At 37.8% G+C, this 22,187-nt stretch carries 19 protein-coding genes; 14 read left to right on the top strand and 5 right to left on the bottom strand.

Features of this window, described 5'->3' with window-relative positions:
- Nucleotides 1–287 precede the first annotated feature (287 nt).
- Nucleotides 288–437 (bottom strand): hypothetical protein, encoded by a 150-nt coding sequence (locus LI951_RS01830; protein ID WP_229441081.1) that lies wholly within the window; start codon nucleotides 435–437, stop codon nucleotides 288–290.
- 204 nt (nucleotides 438–641) lie between these two features.
- On the opposite strand from LI951_RS01830, the gene LI951_RS01825 reads away from it, so the two are divergent.
- The 10 genes from LI951_RS01825 (at nucleotide 642) to LI951_RS01780 (ending at nucleotide 10,507) form a co-directional block, all read left to right on the top strand.
- Nucleotides 642–1,091: a universal stress protein gene (locus LI951_RS01825; RefSeq protein ID WP_229441080.1), complete on the top strand. Its 450-nt coding sequence runs from the start codon at nucleotides 642–644 to the stop codon at nucleotides 1,089–1,091.
- A gap of 662 nt (nucleotides 1,092–1,753) precedes the next feature.
- The gene (locus LI951_RS01820; protein ID WP_202067421.1) at nucleotides 1,754–2,080 is read left to right on the top strand and encodes a hypothetical protein; all 327 of its coding nucleotides are present in this window, start codon (nucleotides 1,754–1,756) and stop codon (nucleotides 2,078–2,080) included.
- Complete coding sequence (locus LI951_RS01815) at nucleotides 2,067–4,067, top strand: V-type ATP synthase subunit I (protein WP_202067422.1); 2,001 nt, start codon at nucleotides 2,067–2,069, stop codon at nucleotides 4,065–4,067. Before LI951_RS01820 ends, LI951_RS01815 begins: the two co-directional genes overlap by 14 nt.
- Before the next feature lie 16 nt (nucleotides 4,068–4,083).
- Nucleotides 4,084–4,557 carry a V-type ATP synthase subunit K gene (locus tag LI951_RS01810; protein WP_202067423.1) on the top strand — a complete coding sequence of 158 codons (474 nt, stop codon included), beginning with the start codon at nucleotides 4,084–4,086 and terminating at the stop codon, nucleotides 4,555–4,557.
- Between the two features lie 12 nt (nucleotides 4,558–4,569).
- Nucleotides 4,570–5,151, top strand: coding sequence for a hypothetical protein (locus LI951_RS01805; RefSeq protein WP_229441079.1), 582 nt, complete (start codon nucleotides 4,570–4,572; stop codon nucleotides 5,149–5,151).
- A 12-nt stretch (nucleotides 5,152–5,163) separates the two neighbouring features.
- Nucleotides 5,164–6,165 carry a V-type ATPase subunit gene (locus tag LI951_RS01800; protein WP_324254772.1) on the top strand — a complete coding sequence of 334 codons (1,002 nt, stop codon included), beginning with the start codon at nucleotides 5,164–5,166 and terminating at the stop codon, nucleotides 6,163–6,165.
- Complete coding sequence (locus tag LI951_RS01795) at nucleotides 6,155–6,466, top strand: V-type ATP synthase subunit F (protein ID WP_229441078.1); 312 nt, start codon at nucleotides 6,155–6,157, stop codon at nucleotides 6,464–6,466. Before LI951_RS01800 ends, LI951_RS01795 begins: the two co-directional genes overlap by 11 nt.
- 256 nt (nucleotides 6,467–6,722) lie before the next feature.
- On the top strand, nucleotides 6,723–8,504 hold the full coding sequence (locus tag LI951_RS01790) for a V-type ATP synthase subunit A (protein ID WP_324254771.1): 1,782 nt from the start codon (nucleotides 6,723–6,725) through the stop codon (nucleotides 8,502–8,504).
- Complete coding sequence (locus LI951_RS01785) at nucleotides 8,497–9,873, top strand: V-type ATP synthase subunit B (RefSeq protein ID WP_229441076.1); 1,377 nt, start codon at nucleotides 8,497–8,499, stop codon at nucleotides 9,871–9,873. The genes LI951_RS01790 and LI951_RS01785 overlap by 8 nt, the downstream gene beginning before the upstream one ends.
- 4 nt (nucleotides 9,874–9,877) lie before the next feature.
- Nucleotides 9,878–10,507 (top strand): V-type ATP synthase subunit D, encoded by a 630-nt coding sequence (locus LI951_RS01780; protein WP_202067429.1) that lies wholly within the window; start codon nucleotides 9,878–9,880, stop codon nucleotides 10,505–10,507.
- A 31-nt stretch (nucleotides 10,508–10,538) separates the two neighbouring features.
- On the opposite strand, the gene LI951_RS01775 is transcribed toward LI951_RS01780, so the two are convergent.
- The gene (locus LI951_RS01775) at nucleotides 10,539–10,817 is read right to left on the bottom strand and encodes a hypothetical protein (protein WP_202067430.1); all 279 of its coding nucleotides are present in this window, start codon (nucleotides 10,815–10,817) and stop codon (nucleotides 10,539–10,541) included.
- 629 nt (nucleotides 10,818–11,446) lie between these two features.
- On the opposite strand from LI951_RS01775, the gene LI951_RS01770 reads away from it, so the two are divergent.
- Nucleotides 11,447–12,598: an AI-2E family transporter gene (locus LI951_RS01770; RefSeq protein ID WP_229441075.1), complete on the top strand. Its 1,152-nt coding sequence runs from the start codon at nucleotides 11,447–11,449 to the stop codon at nucleotides 12,596–12,598.
- 191 nt (nucleotides 12,599–12,789) lie between these two features.
- Complete coding sequence (locus tag LI951_RS01765; protein WP_420705900.1) at nucleotides 12,790–13,815, top strand: DUF1002 domain-containing protein; 1,026 nt, start codon at nucleotides 12,790–12,792, stop codon at nucleotides 13,813–13,815.
- Nucleotides 13,816–14,063: 248 nt separating this feature from the next.
- On the opposite strand, the gene LI951_RS01760 is transcribed toward LI951_RS01765, so the two are convergent.
- Together LI951_RS01760 and LI951_RS01755 are read right to left on the bottom strand one after the other, a co-directional pair.
- A complete protein-coding gene (locus LI951_RS01760) occupies nucleotides 14,064–14,891 on the bottom strand; it encodes an undecaprenyl-diphosphate phosphatase (protein ID WP_202067432.1) in 828 nt (275 codons plus the stop codon).
- Between the two features lie 1,136 nt (nucleotides 14,892–16,027).
- Nucleotides 16,028–17,731 (bottom strand): NFACT RNA binding domain-containing protein, encoded by a 1,704-nt coding sequence (locus LI951_RS01755; RefSeq protein WP_229441074.1) that lies wholly within the window; start codon nucleotides 17,729–17,731, stop codon nucleotides 16,028–16,030.
- Nucleotides 17,732–18,041: 310 nt separating this feature from the next.
- Here LI951_RS01755 and LI951_RS01750 point away from each other — a divergent pair, with 310 nt between their 5' ends.
- Both LI951_RS01750 and LI951_RS01745 read left to right on the top strand, forming a co-directional pair.
- Complete coding sequence (locus LI951_RS01750) at nucleotides 18,042–18,986, top strand: haloacid dehalogenase-like hydrolase (protein WP_229441073.1); 945 nt, start codon at nucleotides 18,042–18,044, stop codon at nucleotides 18,984–18,986.
- Nucleotides 18,987–19,859: 873 nt separating this feature from the next.
- Nucleotides 19,860–20,123, top strand: a complete 264-nt coding sequence (locus LI951_RS01745; RefSeq protein ID WP_202067435.1) for a hypothetical protein — start codon at nucleotides 19,860–19,862, stop codon at nucleotides 20,121–20,123.
- 69 nt (nucleotides 20,124–20,192) lie between these two features.
- Here the strand turns inward: LI951_RS01745 and LI951_RS01740 are convergent, their stop codons facing one another.
- Nucleotides 20,193–21,854 carry a phosphoenolpyruvate carboxykinase (ATP) gene (locus tag LI951_RS01740; protein ID WP_229441072.1) on the bottom strand — a complete coding sequence of 554 codons (1,662 nt, stop codon included), beginning with the start codon at nucleotides 21,852–21,854 and terminating at the stop codon, nucleotides 20,193–20,195.
- Between the last annotated feature and the right edge of the window lie 333 nt (nucleotides 21,855–22,187).

The following is a 22,187-nucleotide window of genomic DNA, read 5'->3' as shown; positions in this document are numbered from 1 at the left end:
GAAAGTGCAAAAGTAAGCTATGGTGCCTGGGGAGGTGCTATAGCTTGTTTTTTATTTAGAAACCAGCTTATAGAGAATGAGAGATCAAGAGGTGCCGATGCCAAAGACAATTCATTTAGTGAAGAGGGTGCGTGGGATGGATATAGTTTTTAACCAAAAACGTATAAAATGGATACAAAGGATTTTAGAATACAAAAAAGGTATCAGATCTATTTATAGTCCTGATACCTTTTCTATTCCGTAGTGTTACTACTCAACTCGTCCATTGAACTGTTTTACTCCTTACTTTAAGCAGTTAATTTTAGTTGTTGTATAGCTTTTTCAATTGTGACACCATAGGCAACTTTGTTATGATCATTCGCATCATAGACCATAAAAATGTTTTTCTTTGTGTCTAGAGCTACACGGTAGTCAATGTTTCTTGTTTTGTATGTCATAGAAATCATACTCCTTTCATAATTGTTTCTTGAAAGGCAACGATAATATGATAACGAAATCCTAAATACATCATATCATTTTTTTCCTCTATTTACAATTGTTATTATTTAGATTATTTATTTTGTTTCTTTTCTTAAATGTTGGATTATTTTGCCTTTTCCACATTTCATAGTAAAATAGAACTATAAAGGGAGGGATTCATCATGGAACAAACATATCGAAATATCTTAGTAGCAGTTGACGGTTCAGCTCAGGCAGAACAAGCGTTTGAGAAAGCACTTGAAATTGCGAAACGAAATCAGGCAAAGCTTCATATTGTTTATGTTATTGAGGAAATCGGTAATTATTTTGGGGAGCTTACGGTTTCGGTAACCAATGCGATGGAAGTCCTTAGAAAAAGAGAAGAAGAAAAAATGCAGCAGAGAGCAGACTTGGCTCATGCAGGCGGGTTGGATAATGTGGCAACCTATGTTCTTTATGGTTATCCTAAAACATTGCTTTCTGATTTTTCTGAATCTGAAGAGCCGATTGATTTAGTTGTGATTGGTAAAACTGGGTTGAATGCATTGCAGCGTGTACTTGTAGGCTCAACAACCTCGTATGTGGTCAATCACTCTGACAGTGATGTATTGGTTGTTGCAGGGAAAGAATAGGTACTTAGGAGAAGTGAAAATAGTGAGGAGGATTCGCTTATTTTCACTTCTTTTTCTGTTATGGAAGTGATATTTTTTCTCAAAGCTTGTTTTCAAATCTTCTTAAAGATGTTAAGTTATTTATAACAGTAAAAAAAGAGGGAGTGAAAAGATGCTTTCCGAAGAGCCAATTGCTGTTTTGGAAAAGAAGAAGCTGCAGCTGTAATTGTCAGAGGCACAGAAGAAGCGCTGGTATGGAAAGAAAGTGCGGTGCTTAATTGAGATTGAACGCCCTGAGACGATTGATCCTATGCAACTGGATTGTCAAAACTGGATGACTGGCTGATTAGAGAGTATCGCTGATATCACAACTGCTGGAAATACTGAGGACTATAGAAATGTCTGCTTAACTAAATAAAGAGTTAGCTGTAGAAAAAATAACATTTCAACAACTGGTTTGAATTTCTGCAGTTTTTTTGTTAAAATGTATTTTATGTGAATGAATATAATGGTTGGGCGGAAGCTTCAAGGATCAGGTTCTTCAAGGGGTGAGAAGAACGACTTTTGAGTTCGGCCTCTTTTGTGTGTTCATTGAGAGGAATAATCCGTTTCCTTGTAAACAATCTTTAATTTTTATGCTATTTAGAAAATTGACAAAATTGACGAATGTTGGAGGTGAGAGGATGGTATTCAATGCATTGGAACAGATCAGACTGGCGGAAGAGCGTGTACAGGAAATGAAAAAGGATGTACAGCGTGAAATGGTTGAGTATGAAGCGAAAATGGAACAGGAACTGCTCCTTCTTCAAACGAAAAACCAGAAAGAAGTAGAAGAACTGCTGAAGGAGACAACAAAAATTCAACAGCAGCAGCTTCAAAATGAAAAAGAACTATTATTGAAAGAAGCAGAGGAACAGAAGGATCTTTTTAAGGAGAAATATGATAGAAATAAAGATGAAATGATTGATTATGTCATTGAAAGGGTGAATGTACTTTATGGCAGTCAATAAAATGGAGAAAGTAACGATTATAGCCGCGGCAGATCAGGAGGAGACGATCCTTCAGGCAATTCAGGGACTGCAGGCAGTAGAAATCAAAGATTTCTATCATTCCAGTGTGGACCAGTCCTATATTGATCACTATTTTTCTTTAGATCAGACAGCAAGCAACAGGCAGAGGAAAAAATTCTACGAAGAAATGCTGCTGAGGATTCATGATGTACTCCTGTTTATTGATTATTTTTCAAGTAAAGAAGGACATAAAAATGGTTTTAAGAGGAGAGTACAGTCATTGGATTCTCTGGAATCATCTTTTAATCAGGAGAAAATCCTAGGTTATCTGAGTGCTGTTGAAAGTTTAAAAAGGCGTCTGGATTATGTGAACAGTCAACGGAAAAAGCTTCTTACAGAAGAAGATTGGCTGACAAGGTGGCAGGCACTTGATGTTGTACCTCAGCAAGTGATACTGACCGAGGCTTCTCTGGTATCAGGTTCGATTAATGCAGCGAACAATGAAGAGTTTCAAGCAGCTTTAAAGAATATCCCTTCGATTTATTATGAAGAGTTGTATTATAGTACAAATCATGTTTACTACAGCCTGATTTATTTGAAAGAAAATGAAGATGAGATTGGCGGACTGTTAAACCGTTTCAGCTTTGAGCGAATGAATTATCCTTATGATGTTGTACCGAGCAAAGCCTATGAAAATACAAAAAAAGAACTGGTAGAGCTTGTTGATGAAGAGAAAACAATTAAGAAGGAACTTGGGGTATACAGAGATCATCTTGAGGAACTGTATCTTGCAGAAGAAATGATTTATGCTCTGATTTATCGGGAGCAGGCAAAGGACCATTTGTTAAATACACACTATTTCTGTCTGATGCAGGGGTGGATTCCTGAGGAAGAAAAAAATAATTTTTTGTCAGTCCTAAATAAAGCAGTCCCTGAAACCGAGGTATATCTGACATTCGAACAGCCGACTGCTGAAGAAATTCAGATGGATATTCCTGTTAAGTTAAAAAATAATAAAGTTGCAGCACCCTTTGAAATGCTGACAGAAATGTACAGTTTACCGAAATATGATGAAATTGATCCTACACCGGTGATGACTCCTTTTTATATGGTATTTTTTGGGATGATGGTTGCAGATCTGGGTTATGGACTGTTAATGTTTCTTATAACAATAGTTGTAAGAAAAAATATAGTTTTGAATAGAGTTAAAAAACGTTTTGTTGATTTTTTCTTTATCCTGTCATTTCCGACAATTGTTTGGGGAATTATCTACGGTTCATTTTTTGGTGTTGATTTTCCAAAAACACTGTTTAGTATACATCTGCCGTTTCCAATTCTTTCAACAACTGAAGATGTGAATACGATTTTGCTTCTGTCAGTGGCGTTTGGTTTTATTCAGCTGATGACCGGTTTGATTATTAATGGAATTGAATTGATGAAAAGGAAGCAGTATCTCACAAGTATTGGCGACAGCTTTGCCTGGCAGGGATTGCTAACAGGTATTCTGATTGCTGTTCTGGGAATGCTGGTAATGAACAACAATGGCTTTTTCATTGTCGGAATCACAGCAGCTGTAATTTCTGCCCTGTCAATTGTGGCAGTACCTGTGATTCAATCCAAATCCAAAGTAAAAGGGATTGCTAAAGGACTTTATGAACTGTACAATTTAACGGGTTATATTGGTGATTTGGTTAGTTATACACGTTTAATGGCACTGGGAATTTCAGGCGGAAGCATTGCTGCAGCTTTTAATATGCTTGTTGCATTCATGCCGCCGATTGCCAGATTTACTGTCGGAATTTTGCTGATTATCGCTTTGCATACGTTAAACTTGTTCCTGAGTTTGCTGGGTGCTTATGTTCACGGTGCACGTTTGCAATATGTAGAGTTTTTCGGAAAATTTTATTCAGGAGGCGGAAGAGCTTTTCAACCGCTGAAAGCAGAAGAGAAACATCTGAATATCGAAAAGACGAAATTGAAGAAATAAGTGGAGGAATGTAGAGATGATTGATTATTTAATTAATGAAAATGGCGGAATACTTTTTGCAGTTTTAGGAATGGCCATGGCAACAATTTTATCTGGTATTGGGTCTGCCAAAGGTGTTGGATTCACAGGAGAAGCAGCAGCAGCACTGACAACCGAACAGCCTGAGAAATTCGGACAAGCTCTGATCCTGCAGCTGCTTCCCGGAACACAGGGATTATATGGATTCGTTATCGCGTTCCTTATCTTTATCGACCTTGATAATAGTATGACAATGGTTCAGGGACTGAATTATTTTGTTGCATCATTACCAATTGCATTTGCAGGATTATTCTCAGGTATCTCGCAGGGACGTGTTGCTGCGGCAGGTATCCAAATTCTTGCTAAAAAGCCTGAACATGCAACAAAGGGAATCATTTATGCTGCAATGATAGAAACCTATGCAATTTTGGGCTTTGTAATTTCCTTCTTACTTGTGCTGAATGTGAAGTAAGGGAGGTTGACTATGGATGCAATTGAAAAGATTGTTGAGCAGATTCTCGAAAAAGGAACCTGCGAAGCAGAAGCAGTCAAAAAGAGCGAAGTAAACCGTATTGAAAGTAACTTTTATGAACAGATTGCTGCTTTGGACATTCAAAAAAAGCAACAAATCACTAAAAATGCGGAGCTGAGTAAAAAGATATTTAGGCAAAAACAAAATCGACAGCAGCTGGAAGTAAAGCAGGCGACATTAAACAGCAAGCAGGAGCTTCTCGGTCAATTGTTTAAAGAAACGACTGAAAAAATGAAGCAATGGGATACAGAAACCTTTCAGCAGTTTGCATCTGGAATGTTATCCAAGCTGGATTTATCCGGTGAAGTTGTATTCAACGCAGGAGAATACTCAAAAGATAAAATAAGTCAGACCTGGCTTGATCAATTTACAACAGATAAGCTGACATTACAGTTGTCTGAGAAAATCATCCCAAAAGAAAGCGGCTTTGTGCTTGCAAAGGATGGAATTGAATATAATTTCCTGTTTTCTACGTTGGTTCAGGAAGTACAAACGACGGAAATCTATAAAATAGCGGAGATGCTATTTGGTTAGGAGAGGATAGCGTTGAAAGAAACAGCATACAATCAAATCAATCCTTTAATTCGTCTTAAAGAAATGGAGCTGCTGACAGCATCCCAATATGAGCAGCTATTGAAGGCAGCAGATATGGAGGAGCTTCGTGATATTTTAAGAAATACTGTTTATGGAGAATATTTAAAAACAGATTTTGAGGAAAATTTTGAGTATATTTATTCAAAAGAACAGGGCAAGTTATTTGAATGGCTCTATCAGATGGCGCCTGAGCCTGAAATTATTGCTATCTATACTTCTCGTTTTACTTTTCATAATTTAAAGGTTCTGACAAAAGCAGAGGTCACAAATCAACATTTGGACCACCTATTTATTGAGGACGGGCGATATTCTCTATCAACTATGAAAAGTGCGGTTCATACAAAAATATCCAGTGAACTGCCGGAAGAGCTGCTGAGTACCATCAGAGAGGTATTTGATTATCTTCAGGAATCAACACTGCTTCAGGCGATTGACGTCATCTATGATCGGCTGTTTTTAACCTTTCAAAAACAACTGGCGGATAAATTGGGATACCCAGATATTATTGCAGAGGTTACAGCGTTTATTGATCTGACAAACATTGCTGTTATGGCAAGAGGGATTATTCAGAGGCAAACGAGAACTTTTTTATCCACTATCCTTTCTAGTTCGGGCAGTATTGCAAAGCAAGACCATTTGCCATATGCAAAAGAATCGTTGGAAGCATATACCTCATTTATTTTATCAACGAAATATGGTGATATGCTTTCTTCAATCGTGAATCCGGAAACGCATGTTTTGGATTTAACTGCCTTTGAAAAAAAGAAAGATGATTATTTAACAAACCTTTTTGTTAAAGGGCGTGTGACTGCATTTGGCCCGTTACCTTTGCTTGCGTATCTAAATGCAAAGGAAGTAGAGTGGAAAAACCTCCGTTTGCTTGTTGTTGGAAAGAAAAATCATTTTCCGACAGAACGACTGAAAGAAAGGATGCGGATAGTCCATGGCTCATAAAATTGGCGTTATCGGGGATAAATATTCTGTTATGCCCTTCAAACTGTTTGGCTTTGATGTTTGTTATGGGATGTCTGCTCGTCAAATTAGAGACAGCATTGAACAAATGGCTGCTGAAGATTATGGTGTAATCTTTATTACAGAGGAAGCTTCTGAACAGGTCTCAGAAACAATCAACCGTTACAGAAGCAGAATCCAGCCGGCCATCATACTAATTCCTAGTAATGCAGGATCAAAGGGGATTGGAAAAAAGGCTGTGCAGAAAAATGTTGAAAAGGCAATTGGACAAAATATTTTATAGAATTTATCTGTTGAATTCAAGAAGGATGAAGCTGAAGAAACTTTTTAACACTATGGAAATTTAGAGCCTAAAATAATAATAGAACAAATTACTTACGAGTATCATATGAATTCCGGAAATTTTGAGTTAAGCAGATGAAAACCCAATCTGACTTTGAATGGGAGGGGTTCGCAGTGCTGCTTTTAATGGAAAGCTGTAATGCGGTTAATGCCCTCTGATAAATTTTCAGTGAAAGCTCGGAACAGGAGGAATGATAGTGCAAAAAGGAAGAATTGTTAAAGTATCCGGTCCGCTGATTATGGCAGATAACATGTCCGATGCAAGTGTGCAGGACATCTGTTATGTAGGCGATTTGGGAGTAATAGGAGAAATTATTGAGATGCGCGGTGATGTCGCATCCATTCAAGTATATGAAGAAACAACTGGAATCGGTCCGGGTGAACCGGTGGCAACCACAGGAGAAGCTCTGTCAGTGGAGCTTGCTCCGGGACTCATCTCTGAAATGTTTGATGGGATTCAACGTCCATTGGATACCTTTGCAGAAGTGACTGCCAGTAATTTTCTCAGCAGAGGTGTAAAAATCCCTTCATTGAATCGAGAAAAGAAATGGCTGTTTGTTCCTGTCGCAGTGGCTGGTGAAGAAGTTTCAGCAGGTGACATCATCGGTACGGTTGAAGAAACGGAAGCTATTCAGCATCGTATTATGGTGCCAGTTGGTGTATCAGGTAGAATTACGGAAATAAAATCCGGCAAATTCACAATTGAAGAAGTTGTTTATGTTCTTGAGACAGAACAAGGTAGCAAAGAATTCACCATGATGCAGAAATGGCCGGTTCGAAGAGGACGTCCAATTTCTCAGAAAATGAATCCTGTTGCACCGATGATTACCGGTCAGCGAGTGGTTGATACCTTTTTCCCGGTAATCAAGGGGGGAGCAGCAGCTGTTCCGGGTCCGTTTGGTGCAGGTAAAACAGTAGTTCAACACCAAATTGCCAAGTGGGCAGATGTTGATTTGGTTGTTTATGTGGGCTGCGGCGAGCGTGGAAATGAAATGACGGATGTACTAAATGAGTTTCCTAAACTAATTGATCCAAATACAGGCAAATCATTAATGGAACGGACAGTATTGATCGCAAATACGTCCAATATGCCTGTAGCTGCCCGGGAAGCATCGATTTATACAGGAATTACTATTGCAGAATACTTTCGTGATATGGGCTATTCAGTGGCAATTATGGCAGATTCAACATCCCGCTGGGCAGAAGCACTTAGAGAAATGAGCGGGCGTCTGGAAGAAATGCCGGGTGACGAAGGCTATCCTGCTTATCTCGGCAGCCGACTGGCAGAATATTACGAACGTGCAGGTTATGTCGTTGCATTAGGAAAAGATCATCGGGAAGGCAGCATTACAGCTATCAGTGCTGTTTCACCATCAGGAGGAGATATTTCTGAACCAGTGACACAAAATACTCTGCGTGTGGTGAAGGTATTCTGGGGGCTGGATTCGGCATTGGCTCAGAAACGACATTTTCCATCAATTAACTGGCTTCAGAGTTATTCATTGTATAGTACAGAAGTCGGCAAATATTTGGATCAGCAGCTGCAGCAGGATTGGTCTGCAATGGTAGCAGACGGAATGAGAATTTTGCAGGAAGAATCACAGCTGGAAGAAATTGTACGACTGGTTGGAATTGATTCTTTATCTGATAAAGACCGTCTAACTTTAGAAACTGCTAAATCGCTTAGAGAAGATTATTTGCAGCAAAATGCATTTGATGATGTGGATACATTTACTTCAAGAGAAAAACAGTTTAAGATGATGCGTCTGATTCTGACATTCTTTGAAGAAGGAAAGAAAGCCATTGAATTAAATGCTTACTTTTCTGAAATTATGAAGGGAACGGAAGCGATTCGAGATAAAATAGCCCGAAGCAAATATGTTCCGGAAGCAAAGATTTATCAGATGGATGAATTGGCAGGCGAAATTAAAACAACGATGAAGCAAATTGTGGCAGATGGAGGGATGACCAATGATTAAAGAATATCGTACGATCAATGAAGTTGTCGGTCCCTTGATGATTGTTGAAAAAGTTGAAGGTGTAAAGTATGAGGAACTGATCGAAGTTCGCATGCAGAATGGTGAAATTAGAAGAGGTCAGGTACTTGAGGTTAATGGAGATAAAGCGATGGTTCAGATTTTTGAAGGAACCAGCGGCATTAATATTCGTGATTCGAAAGTTCGATTTTTAGGTCATCCTCTTGAACTGGGTGTTTCAGAAGATATGGTTGGTCGTATTTTTGATGGACTTGGACGTCTCAAGGATAATGGTGTGGCTATTCTTCCTGAAAAACAGGTGGATATCAATGGGGAAGTAATCAATCCATTTAATCGTGATTATCCAGATGAATTTATTCAGACTGGAATTTCTGCAATAGATCATTTAAATACATTAGTCCGTGGTCAGAAGCTCCCTGTATTTTCAGGATCAGGGCTGCCGCACAAAGAGTTGGCGGCACAAATTGCCAGACAGGCAAATGTGTTGAACAGTGAGGATGATTTTGCGGTTGTATTCGCAGCAATTGGAATTACCTTTGAGGAAGCAGAATTTTTCATGGAGGATTTTCGTCAGACCGGTGCAATTGACCGTTCTGTTTTATTCATGAATCTGGCCAACGATCCTGCGATTGAACGGATTGCTACGCCAAGAATGGCATTGACCGCTGCTGAATATCTGGCTTATGAAAAAGGCATGCATGTGCTGGTAATCATGACCGATATGACAAATTATTGTGAAGCACTGCGTGAAATATCAGCAGCTCGACGTGAGGTTCCTGGTCGCCGCGGGTATCCGGGATACTTGTATACGAATTTGGCAACATTGTATGAACGTGCCGGACGAATCAGAGGTCTAAAAGGCTCAGTGACTCAAATTCCAATTTTAACCATGCCGGAAGATGACAAGACGCATCCGATTCCTGATTTGACAGGCTACATTACGGAAGGTCAGATTATTTTATCCAGAGAGTTGTATAAGAAGGGGATTCAGCCGCCGATTGATGTATTGCCGTCGCTTTCTCGTTTGAAGGATAAAGGAACAGGCGAAGGGAAAACAAGAATTGATCATGCGCCGACAATGAATCAGCTGTTTGCTGCCTATGCACAGGGAAAACAGTCAAAAGAACTGGCTGTGGTTCTTGGAGAATCAGCACTTTCTGATGTTGATAAAATCTACGCGAAATTTGCAGATCGATTTGAAAATGAGTATGTCAATCAGGGCTTCTCTGAAAATCGTTCAATTCAGGAAACGCTTGATCTTGGCTGGGAACTGCTGTCCATCCTGCCGCGAACTGAATTAAAGCGAATAAAAGATGATATGCTGGATGAATATTTGACTGTGGGAGAGTGATTTTATGGTACGCTTGAATGTAAATCCTACCCGCATGGAGCTTACCCGATTAAAAAAACTGTTGGGAACTGCTGCCAGAGGGCATAAATTATTAAAGGATAAGCAGGATGAGTTAATTCGCCAATTTATTCTCCTGATCAGAAAAAACAATCAGCTGAGAATTGATGTGGAAGAAGAATTGAATGGTGCGCTGTCAAGTTTTGTTCTGGCAAGCAGTACCTTGAATGAAGCCTTTATTGAAGGGCTGGTTTCCATTCCTGCAAGTGAAGTAACGATGGATATCATCGAAAAAAACGTAATGAGTGTAACCGTTCCAATTATGAACTTTCATTATGATGAAGAAATCGTGGATTCGCCTTTAGATTACGGGTATTTAAACTCCAACGCAGAGTTGGATCGTTCATTTGATAAAATATCCTCAATCCTGCCTAAAATGCTTGAATTGGCAGAGGTTGAAAAAACTTGTCAGCTGATGGCAGAAGAAATTGAAAAGACACGCAGGCGTGTTAATGCATTGAAGTACTTGACGATTCCGCAGTTGGAAGAAACGATTTATTATATTAAGATGAAGCTGGAAGAAAACGAGCGTGGGGAAATCACCCGTTTAATCAAGATTAAAGATATGGGGAGTTAGATAATACAATCAGAGATCCGAGGAATCAGAGTTATTCCATCGGGTCTTCCTGTTGATCAAAGCTGAATGATAAGGATGCAGGGTTGTTCTTTTTAGCAGCAGAGGCCATAACTTGAAGAAATATTCTGCCCTTCGTTGTCAGTACCGGCTGGTTTGTGTGAGAAATATAGTAAATAGAAAAACCAATTTGTTTTTCGAGCGACTGAATTGTTTTAAGCAGAGAAGGTGTCAATGAAGAATTCATCCATTCTTTCGGATTGTCCATGTTCAAATATTCAAACTGTTTGAGAATTACATTAAATTCTTCCAAGAAAACATCTCCTTTCTTTTTTTGGACAGCGCTTACATTTATATGTAAGATATCACAAGATGATAAATATGTAAATGAATTCTATTTAAAAATAAAAAATTTATTTACTATAAGAATGCTATATTGATCAATAAATGTAACATCCCATTTTTGAATGAAAGAGACATTCATCTTTTCTGCAGGGAAATACAACATTTTTTTCTGATTAAAGGACTATTTAGATAGAGTGCTTATATTATTTGCAGCTGGGATTCAAGGGCTCTTTAAGTAACTCATACTGAATAAAACAGAAAATATATCTAATCTAAAGTGTTTATCCCAATTTTGTAAAATAAGTACACGATTTTGCTGTTAATTAAAATAAAAACTGTGCACTTTTTATAAATAAATCCTTATTTTATACACTAATCGTTTTCTAAAAAGTGTAAATAATTTCTGGAAAATATTTTTTATCAGAGATTAGCTAACTTTTTTTGCTTAACAATTAATTTATGCAGTATTTTTGAGTTATTCAGCAGGTATTAAGTAAGAGAAATCTAAATGCTGATTCTGTAAAAAGCAGATAGTTCTATACTTTTTTTGAAGTTTTGTGTATTCTTAGAGATATCTAAGGAGGTTGCTGTATTTTCATGAATAATTTGTCAATTGATAAAATGATAAAAAAATATTTGATTATAGGGACGATCATTGTCCTGGGGCTTTTAAATTTTCAGACGATACTGAAATGGGGGCAGAATCTTTTAGGTGCTTTTTCCAATATCATTTTTGCTATCCTGCTGGCTTATGTAATTAATCTGATTATGTCCCGAATTGAGAAGCTGTTTGAAAAAGTGAAGGAAAAGAAAATCTATCGCTTTAAACGAGCGTTGAGTTTGTTGGCATCGCTAATTCTGCTCATAATAATTATTGCAACATTTTTTGGATTGGTTTTTCCGACAATTTTTGAATCAATTAATATGCTGCTGGCTTCTTTGCCTAAGACGTTTAATCAGATTCAGGAATTTCTGACAGCAATCTTTAAAAATAATCCGGAAATTGAAAAAAATCTGAAATTACTTGAACTGGACTGGAAGTCTTTCCTTCAAAATATTTTTAGTTTTGTTGGGGGCGGTGTGGCGAATACTGTTGATATACTGATTAATTTAATCAGTACATTAATTGGGAGTCTGTTTAATTTTTTACTGATTTTTGTTTTTGCTATCTATTTGCTAGTTGATAAAGAAAGATTCATACATTTGTATAAACGCTTGTCCAAGCTTTATTTTCCAAAGAAAATTCAGCAGCGGACGAATCTGGTTTTGTTAATTATTCATCAGACATTCAGCGCATTTATAACAGGACAGTGTCTGGAAGCAGTGATTCTGGGGACACTCTGTGCAACAGGCATGTTTCTTTTCAATATGCCATATCCGGTACTGGTAGGGACTTTAGTGGGGGTTATCAATATTATTCCGATTGTCGGGGCATATGTAGGCGGAGCCATTGGTATGTTTCTGGTATTTACGGTTAATCCTGTATTGTCACTGTGGTTTCTGGTTTATCTAGTTATTCTGCAGCAATTCGAGAGCAATTTCATCTATCCGCGTGTGGTAGGCAATTCTGTTGGCTTGCCGGGTATCTATGTACTTGGTTCAGTCATAGTTTTTGGTCCGCTGGCTGGGATTCCAGGTATGTTTTTGGGTATTCCTTTTACTGCCAGTATCTATAAGCTGGGAAAAATATATATTCAAAGAGAAGAGACCCAAAAAAAGCAGGAAAAGGTATCTGAGTTGAATCTTTGAGATGTTAATGAGTCAGATGAAGACAAGCAACTATTGTTGGAGGCTGTCTTACAACCTTTTTGATTTGTTTAAATTTCGCAAATTTTAGTAAATAATCTTTAAAGAAAAACGTTGTTATTTCCCTTATTTGATAAATTCCGCTATGATAGAAATGTGCAACTATATCTTTCAAAGTAAGGTGGAGGGTCAAAATGAAATTTAGAAAACTAACAGCTGCAGTGACAGCTGCTTTATTAATGGTTGGTGGAATCAGTACAATGATGCCTTCCTTAAGTGAAGCGAGTGCCTCGGATACAGTGATTAATGAACGTTGGGGAAAACCAACATTTGTAGCAGGCGCAGGATTATCAGATGCCCAACGGGAAGAAACAATGAAAATACTTGGTATCAGTGCAGATCAGGTGAATATCCAAACTGCTACAGGCGCAGATTTAATTAAATATCTGGGCTCAGGAAGTGGTGATGATGCAGCAATGCTAAGTTCAGTCGTGGTAAACAGAGAAAATGAAGGTAAAGGAATCACTGTTGATATTGTGACACCTGAAAATATTACGTTGATTACAGCAGATCAGTACAAAAATCCGCTTGTTACAGCAGGTATCAGTGATGCAACAATCAAAGTAGGAAGTGTGGTCAAGGTAACTGGCGAAAGTGCATTGACCGGTGTTTACAAAGCTTTTGAAGCAAATGGAGAAGCAGTGGATTCAGATCGTGCACAGTTGGCGCAGGAAGAGTTAACAACTACAACCGATGTTGCCAATGATATTACGAACGAGGCAGTCAGGAACAATTCGAATATGACAGATGAAGAAAAACAGGCAGCGAATAAAGCTTATCAGACTCAGCTGAATCAGGCGCTGGTTGACATAAAAAGGGAACTTGCTGATTTGAAAAATCAGAAAGGGGATGCAGTCACTGTCGAAGAAGTGGAAACGGTTGTCAATAATGCCATTGAAAAAAATGATTTATCACAGTATATTTCTCAGGACAGCATCAACAGACTAATTGCACTGGCACAACAGTATCTTTCAATAGATGGGGTACTTTCTGCAGAATCTATTGCACAGCTTGATAAAATCAGTGAAGGCTTCCAGAATACTTTAAAAGATCTTGGCAACAGATTTGGTGATCTGACTGGTGCTTTAAAAGCTAATGAAGGTTTTTTTGCAGGCTTGTGGCAGTCAGTCAAAGATTTCTTCAGCGGACTGTTTAATTAGCAGCTGCTTTTATAGGCTCATTGTCAAATGGAACTGCTAACTGAAATACGTATGTTGGTTATTGAAAGTGGAAGATTTTCGATAACCAACTTTTTTGTATGTTATGAAAGGGCTTGTGATAAAAAGTCCATAATAAAATCCCAATGAAAGAACTGGAAAGGGTTCATTTCATTGGGATTTTTGAGTACAATAAAAGTGTTTGTCACAGGCTCTTTTCTGCATAAATTAATAAAAATCGCTCGTGATGCTTATGAAAACAGCCAGTAGCTCATCAGCAAGATACCAAGTACAATGCGATACCAGCCAAATGCAGTGAAATCGTGTCTTCGAATGTAGTTTAACAAGAATTTAATCACCATTACTGATACAAGAAAAGCAACAACTGCACCTACCAGTAAGATAAACAGCTCAGAAAAATTAAACGAATTACCTTTCATCAGATACTTCGCAATTTTAAGAAAGCTTGCACCAAACATTACAGGAATTCCTAAAAAGAAGGAAAACTCAGCTGCCACATAACGGGAAGCACCTATCATGATTGCTCCTAAAATTGTAGCTCCAGAACGGGAAGTCCCTGGTATTAATGATAAAACCTGGAAAAAACCGACAATCACTGCTGCTTTATACGTAAAGTTTTTCAAATTCGTACATTTGGGCTGTTTATTTTTATTCTGTTTTTCAATAACAATAAAGCCAATCCCATAAACAATCAGCATAATGGATACAGTGACAAAGTTATGAAAACGTGCGTCTAACCAGTCGTCCAAGAATATTCCGATTATACCAGCAGGAACACAGGCGACCAGCACCTTTTTCCACAATTCCCAGGTTTCCCTTTTTTCTCCCTCTGACTTACTGTTGGAGAAGGGATTAAGCTTGTGAAAATAGAGAACAACGACAGCCATAATCGCGCCTAATTGTATAACAACATTAAACATTTCCATGAAATCTGCACTTAAATTCATTTTTATGAATTCATCGGTCAGAATTAAATGCCCGGTACTGCTGATAGGAAGCCATTCCGTAATACCTTCAATAATACCAAGGATAATTGCTTTCCATAAATTAGATAACATAGGTTCATTCCTTTCTATGATAAATACATATAAAAATGCATATAACCTAGTATACCTTTAAGTCGAGAAAAAACCAACCAGTGATAGAAAACCAGATAAAAATTTTAGAGAATTATATGGTTTATTTGGTGTACACTTTATCCACTCTTTTATCCATTGAAAAAATTAAATAATAAGAAAAATGTTCTATATTTCTCTTGACTAATCGTAGGAAAGGGTCTGTGACATTAATATATCCTAAATCTTTAAAGCCGGATAAACGGTGTTCCAGTCTTTGTATGGTTCGAGCATTCGTAAGAAGCGTAGGAGCCAAGCCCCTCCATGCTTCGAGGATCGGAACGAAGTCCTTCAATTCTTAGCGGCTCTGCCGTTTAGAAAGTGATGAGATCAAAATGATGTGTAGTGTAGTGAGAACTGCAGACGCAGAATAACGGATACAGCGTAATGTTTTGTCTCAAGAATCGTTAGACTCGTAGAGACAACAGCTCTTCTACGCTCTGCTCCGTATAAAGTTCTACTACATCAAGTAAGCTAGTTTCATTCAAGGAATACTTATCGAAACTACACATACTATTCTGCTAAAGTACGAATATAAGCAGAAGTGGCAAAGTAGAACTAGTACTTGTCGGTCCTAATCTGTGACGAGTAATCGCAGGCAACATCTCGGAAATAAGCCGAAATTCACTAAAAATTTGTGGAGTACCAATTAGGAATCAATCAATATCGGAATGAAACATTCCGTGTTTCTTGTCATTTTCGGAATTTTCTGCTTATTGCTTGAAGCTGGGAACTTCTGCTCCTGCGGTTACTCGTCGCAGTTAAGGGCGTGCAAGTGCTCCTGCGATTACTCGTCGCAGTTAAGGACGTGCAAGTGCTCCTGCGATTACTCGTCGCAGTTAAGGACGTGCAAGTGCTCCTGCGATTACTCGTCGCAGTTAGGGACGTGCACAAGTGCTCTTGCGATTACTCGTCGCAGTTAGGGACGTGCAAGTACTCCTGCGATTACTCGTCGCAATTAAGGGCGTGCAAGTGCTCCTGCGATTACTCGTCGCAGTTAAGGACGTGTAGAAGTGCTCCTGCGGTTACTCGTTGTATGGAGAAGTTTTATCACAACTTCTTCAAAACTATTTTAATTTTCAGACTGACTCTCTTTTTAATCGTTCTACATCTTCTTCTGAAGGCGTGACAAATAATGTTTTCTGATTTTCATAAATTACATAGCCGGGCTTTGCCCCATTGGGTTTATGCACATGTTTGACTTGAACATAGTCTACTGGTATCTGAGCAGATAATCGGAATTTTGAAAAATAAGCGGCAAGAACTGCAGCTTCATAAAGTGTTTTTTCAGAGGGAGCCGAATTTTTTATAATAACATGTGATCCCGGTATATCTTTGGCATGTAACCAGTAATCTGTTTTCTTCGCTGTTTTTAGTGTCAACTGGTCATTTTGAAGATTGTTTCTGCCAACTAAAATCGTATCGCCTTCTGAAGAAATAAAAGACTCAGGTTTACTCTGCTGCTGTTTCTTTTGCTTATTTTGTCTTTGTTTTTTTATATAGCCTTCATTGAGCAATTCTTCTCGGATCAGACTAATATCCATAGGAGTGGCCAATTCCAGCTGTGAAAGAACAGATTCGAGATAAAGAATTTCCAGCTGTGTCTGCTCCAATTGTGCTTGTACAACACGGACAGCATTTTTCAGCTTCTGATATTTCTGGAAATATTTCTGAGCATTCTGATTTGGAGAAAAAGCAGGATTTAGTTTGATATCAATTGGCTGATTTTCTTCATAATAATTGTCCAGTGTTACTATTTCCGCTCCTTTTGGAACCTGTGTCATAAATGTGGTGAGCAGCTCACCGTTTCTGCGATAGAATTCTGCATTTTCAGTATCAGCCAATGTTTTTTCCAATTTGCCAAGCTTGGAATGATTCTTTTTTAGCTCATTCTCAATTTTACGAATAAGTTCGCCTCCTTGTTGCTTTACACGATCCTTTTCAGCTTTACCGCTGTAAAAAACATCAAGCAGTTGACTTAATGTGTCATAAGTTGTTTTTTCTCCAGACAATGTTTCGAATGGAACAGGAGTGAAAAACTCTTTTCGTTCTGTCTGTGTAAGGGTGGGTAAAGGACGTAATTGAATGTCCGCCCAAAAGGATGTCCATACAGGGATTTTATTATTCGGTTGTTGGACCAGACGGAAAGCCAGCTCTTCAGCAGTGTCTCTGCCTAAGCCCTGAAACTGCTGCTGTAAAAATGAACCGCTTAGTTCCTCTGCTTTAGACAGGATTTCAAAAACTTTCTCTTTTGATGCTGTGAATGGATTTAGTTGATTTTTATTGGGAGGTGAAACATATTCTGCTCCCGGCAACAGTGAACGATAGGTATTTTGAGAATTGCCGACATGTTTGATTGCATCATAAATTTTACCTGTTTCCTGATTAATAAGCACAATCGTACTATGTCGTCCCATCAATTCAACAATTAAAAGAATATTTTGAAGATCACCAAGTTCATTGCGTTTTGTGAATGATAGATGAATAATCCGATCATTTTCTACTTGTTGAATGGTTCCGAGGATGGCACCGTCTAAATATTTTCTCAGCATCATTAAAAAGTTCGGCGGTGTCTCGGGGTTTCCATAAACCATTTTGGTAAGTTGAATTCGAGCATAACTTGGGTGGGCAGATAACAACAATTTATGATTTTTTCCTTGAGAACGAATGACTAAAACAACCTCATTGGCATAAGGCTGATGAATTTTTGAAATACGTCCGGATATAAGCTGATCGGATAATTCATTTATTATTGCGTGGGTAAAAACTCCATCGAAAGACATGTTATTCCCTCATTTCTGTAATATCCATAACATTCTTATTATAACGAATACAGAGTTAATAATAAAGGAAGTAGTGTATGTATCCGATTTAAAAGAAAATGTTGCTAATTGTGAATAGCTGATCGTGAAAAAAATTCATTTGCATGATTAATATTCTATTGTCAATTTTCTTTTATTTCTCAGTTCAGTACAGTATACTTTAGGAGGTATATAATGAGGCATGGTTGGAGCATCAGCAGCAAAAAGTTTAAAAAATAGATTTCTGTTGTTATTTTCAACATAACATGTCCTAATTTTGGGAGGATGAATAATGGTAAAAAGACTTATTAGTGCAAGTTACAATGATATTTCAAAAATGTCAGCCAGTGAACTGAAACAGTCAATTAAGGCAAGTGAAGGCCGAACAATTCTGGCTGAAAATGTAGTAATTGCTTCTCCTCAGGCGGGAGATATTACGAATGCAGAAGTGGCAGCTGCCTATAGTGCTGATTTGATTCTGTTAAATGCTTTTGACTGCTTTAATCCAATTGTACAGGGATTGCCTGGAATGAATGAGGCGAAAGTATTTGATTATCTTCAACATCCGGAAAAAAATAAAGAAAATCCAATTGCTGAGTTAAAAAAGCTGGTTGGACGACCAATTGGCGTCAATCTGGAACCTGTAGATTCAGATTCCGAAATGTTTAGTGAAAAGCTTGAAATTTCTGCAGGGAGAACAAGTTCAAAAGAATCGATTCAAAGAGCAGAAGAGCTAGGTATAGATTTTATCTGTTTGACTGGTAATCCAGGTACAGGTGTAACAAATAAACAAATTGCGAAAGCAGTAGCTGTAGCAAAAGAAAATTTCTCCGGACTTGTAATTGCAGGGAAAATGCATAGTGCCGGTTCAGAGGAGCCTGTTGTTTCAAGTGAAGCAGTTGAAGCATATGCGAAAGCAGGAGCGGATATTCTATTACTTCCTGCAGTTGGAACAGTTCCGGGCTTTACCGAAGATAATTTGAAAGAAGCAGTTGCTATAGCAAAAAAATACAACTTGTTGACTATGTCTGCGATTGGAACGAGTCAGGAAAGTGCGAATAAAGAAACGATTCGCCAAATTGCATTAATTAACAAAATTTGCGGAGTGGACATTCAGCATATTGGGGATGCTGGCTATGGCGGTTTGGCACCGGCTGAAAATATTTATGAAATGTCTATAGCAATCAGAGGAATGCGCCACACCATTAATCGGATGGCTCGATCAGTAAACAGATAGAAAAAAATTATGAGTATGGATCAAAAAAAGATCTGTACTCATTTTCTATTTATAGAATTTGGAATTTACCTGCTTGTCACTAAGAACCCTATTATATCAGTAGCTGCAGAAGCTATTTTCTAAACAAATGCAATACACTTCGAAATACTGTTAGTTTAATAATTTTTTGTATCAGTTTCTAAAATTTGGGGTAAATTCAAATACAGAATGAATTGACAGAAAAGCGAAGTAGGTTATAATTATATTGTGAACGAAAAAAAATTTTTATTCATAGCATAGGAGAAGAGCGTATGTCCAGAGGTAGAAAAGGTACTATATGAAGGACAGACTATGTGCGGAATGTAAAAAAGATGGAGATTGTTTGGTTATAAAAAAATGAGTATCAGCGATGTAACTTCGGCTATAGGAACTTCAACAGGAGCTTTTTACCTGCTTTATCCTTCGTCTGTGATACTTTAATTCGTGTTTAAGGACGATTGAAGAGGCGGTCCTAAAAATAATTAGATTTATTAAATCTATGGAATAGCAGTTTCAGGAATATGAACGTACACCATTTCTCTATGATTTCGGTTCTCTGGCTTTTCTCTCATTTTTAAATAGAATTCCTGCAGAAGAAGTGGAAAAAATGAGATTTGACAGTAAATCATTCTTTTTTTAATGGTTAAAGAAGCCAGCCTGAAATTGAAAATAGACAGGGAGAAGGTTTACGCAGTTTCAAGTACATTATTATTTACTGTAGAGATGAAGAAGCAATTGAGCCGCAGATCCAGAGAAATATTTATGTTCATTTTAAACAGTATGATTGATGATTTGTTTGAGTAAAAATAGAAACATGGTTGAAGAAAAATTAATAAATGAAAAGAGGAGAAATTGATGAAGGAACAAAAAGAAGATTCATTATTTAGTGTACTGGATGATGCTCAGGAAATAATTCAAAAATCCATTGGAATGAATATCAGACTTCCGAAGCCTGGAAAAAGATCATTGGAAATAAGCACCATTACAAATGGTATAGTTGGAGCAAGTCTGGTAGCTTACGGATTGCTTTCATCTCGTAAGTGGACGATAATTTTAGGTGCAGCTGGAATTGCGAGCAGCATGGTGATGAATCAGGAAGCAAAGAGAGTACGGAAATAATATAGGCTAAAAACACTGTTTTCATCTTAAATGAAAACAGTGTTTTTTATCTTCACAATGGGACATTCGTTATTTTTCAGAAGTAAAGTCACTCAAAGATACCATGATTTTTTTCAATAGCTGAATAGTTTCGTATGGAAGTGCGTTGTAACCTGCCAACAGCTTTTGCTGTTCTTCTAGAAACGCAAGTCGATCTGCCAGATGACAGTAAATTTTGTTTAGATAGGTCTGATCTGAAAAATCTGGAAGATAATCCGGAATCGGAAGGTAAAACATACCTGAGATTGGAGAGAAAGGAACAAACTCAGTCTGTTCTTCTATAATTTGTTCAATACTGTCCAATGTCTGTTTGACAGTAATTTTCTTTCTGTTAAAGTGCCCAGTATTTAAAATATAGCAGGAGATTTTATCTTCAAATAAAGTTAGAAAGTCCTGATAGTCTTCTGCCAGAGGATAACATCTAAATGGGTTGGCAAATGGTTCAATAACTAGTTGCCCCTCGTCCGTTTTTTCTGTTAAGTGTTCAGCATTTGATCGTTTTGTAGCCAAAGTAACACCAAAAAGGGCGGCAAGCTGAGCATTGTCCACTCTTACAACCGGAGGAAGACTGTCATCTTTCATGATCCAATAAACTGCATCAATTTTTTCAGCAAAATAATTTTTTCTGTTTGGAGTAGCTAAATGTGATTTGACTGTTCTGCCATTGCCGTTTCGAACATCTTCCGTTACTAAAACTTTCTTGCCGTTCTCATTTAAGGTGACACCTACATTCTGACAGGTTAGAAAATGCTTAACAGCTGGATTATTCATTGGATAATCTTGTGTCTTATCGAAATAGGAGGGCTCTAATGCAATTGAGGAACCGTGTTTTTTTGAAATGATAAAGGCATCGTCATGAAGTACCGTGACAGGCTGATTATGATAGCTTGCCAAAGTAATTGTTGACTTACCGGAACCGGAAAGTCCAAAAGCTGCCATTGTATAAGTACGACTATTTAATTGAAACTGTTTCATTCCACCGTGACAGGCAACATAGCCGTTTCTATGAGCAATGGACCAGCTGAGTGTTAAAGCAGCCTTTTTTAATTCGCCAAAATATCGTAAACCTAGTATGGCAGCTGTATTATGAAGCGAATCAATCAGGACAAGACCATTTGGAAAATCTGGGTGTACCCAGTCAGGATCAGCCAGCAGAAAAAGGTCAGGTTCGTTGTAAAGAACAGAGTCCTGATATCTCTTTTGATATTCGAAATCAAAAAATTGAAAATTTAGTAAATAAGAATAAAGATTTCCTTCAAATCCTTTTGGCAGCAAAAGATGTCCCTGAAGCATAAACTCTTTTGCAAGACCTATTCCTACAGAAGAATGATAGCATTCCTTTTTTCCAAGTTTATAAACAGCTTCGCGAAGAATTCTGCTGTAATATTCTTCATCTATTCCAGGCTGGCCGATAATTCGGCGGGCGGATGCAGTTCTTCCGACTATTTCTCCGTCATTTGTGACAAGAATCTTACTGTTTTCAGGTAAACCGAATAAATCAGGCTGATCGATCGGTAAATCTGTGACGATTGTTCCGGGAGACTGTTGTGCCAACCGATAAGCCTGAGCAATTGTTGTAACTTCAGTTATGTTATTGGCATAAAAGGAAGTTTCAATTATACTTTTGATTTTTGAGAAAAACGGATTCGATTTTGTGATATCTTGAAGATTGTATTTTCTGATGGTGCTCATAAATAACACTCCTTTCGTCAGGTTTAATTCTAGTTTATCATAAGAATAACAGTTTTGTATGCGTTTTCTATAAAAAAATAATATAGTTTCTCTAGGCAAAAAAACAAAGTATTAGTATAATGAAAATGAGAAGGAATAAAATAATTCAGTGAATTCTATAGTTCACACAAGTTTAAAAGAGAAAAAATTCTATACTGAATTCTCGGTTGATGATTCTTTGTGATTTCACCCCGTAACAATCATTGTATCTACGGTCTCGCCGGACTGCGATCCTCGATACAAATGCGTTTATGAGAAGCCGAAACGTGTTGGCAGCCGGACCGTCCGAAAGAA

The sequence above is a fragment of the Enterococcus sp. BWT-B8 genome (genome assembly GCF_020567625.1).
Taxonomy (GTDB): Bacteria; Bacillota; Bacilli; order Lactobacillales; family Enterococcaceae; genus Enterococcus_L.
This window is presented reverse-complemented; position numbering and strand designations above follow the sequence as displayed.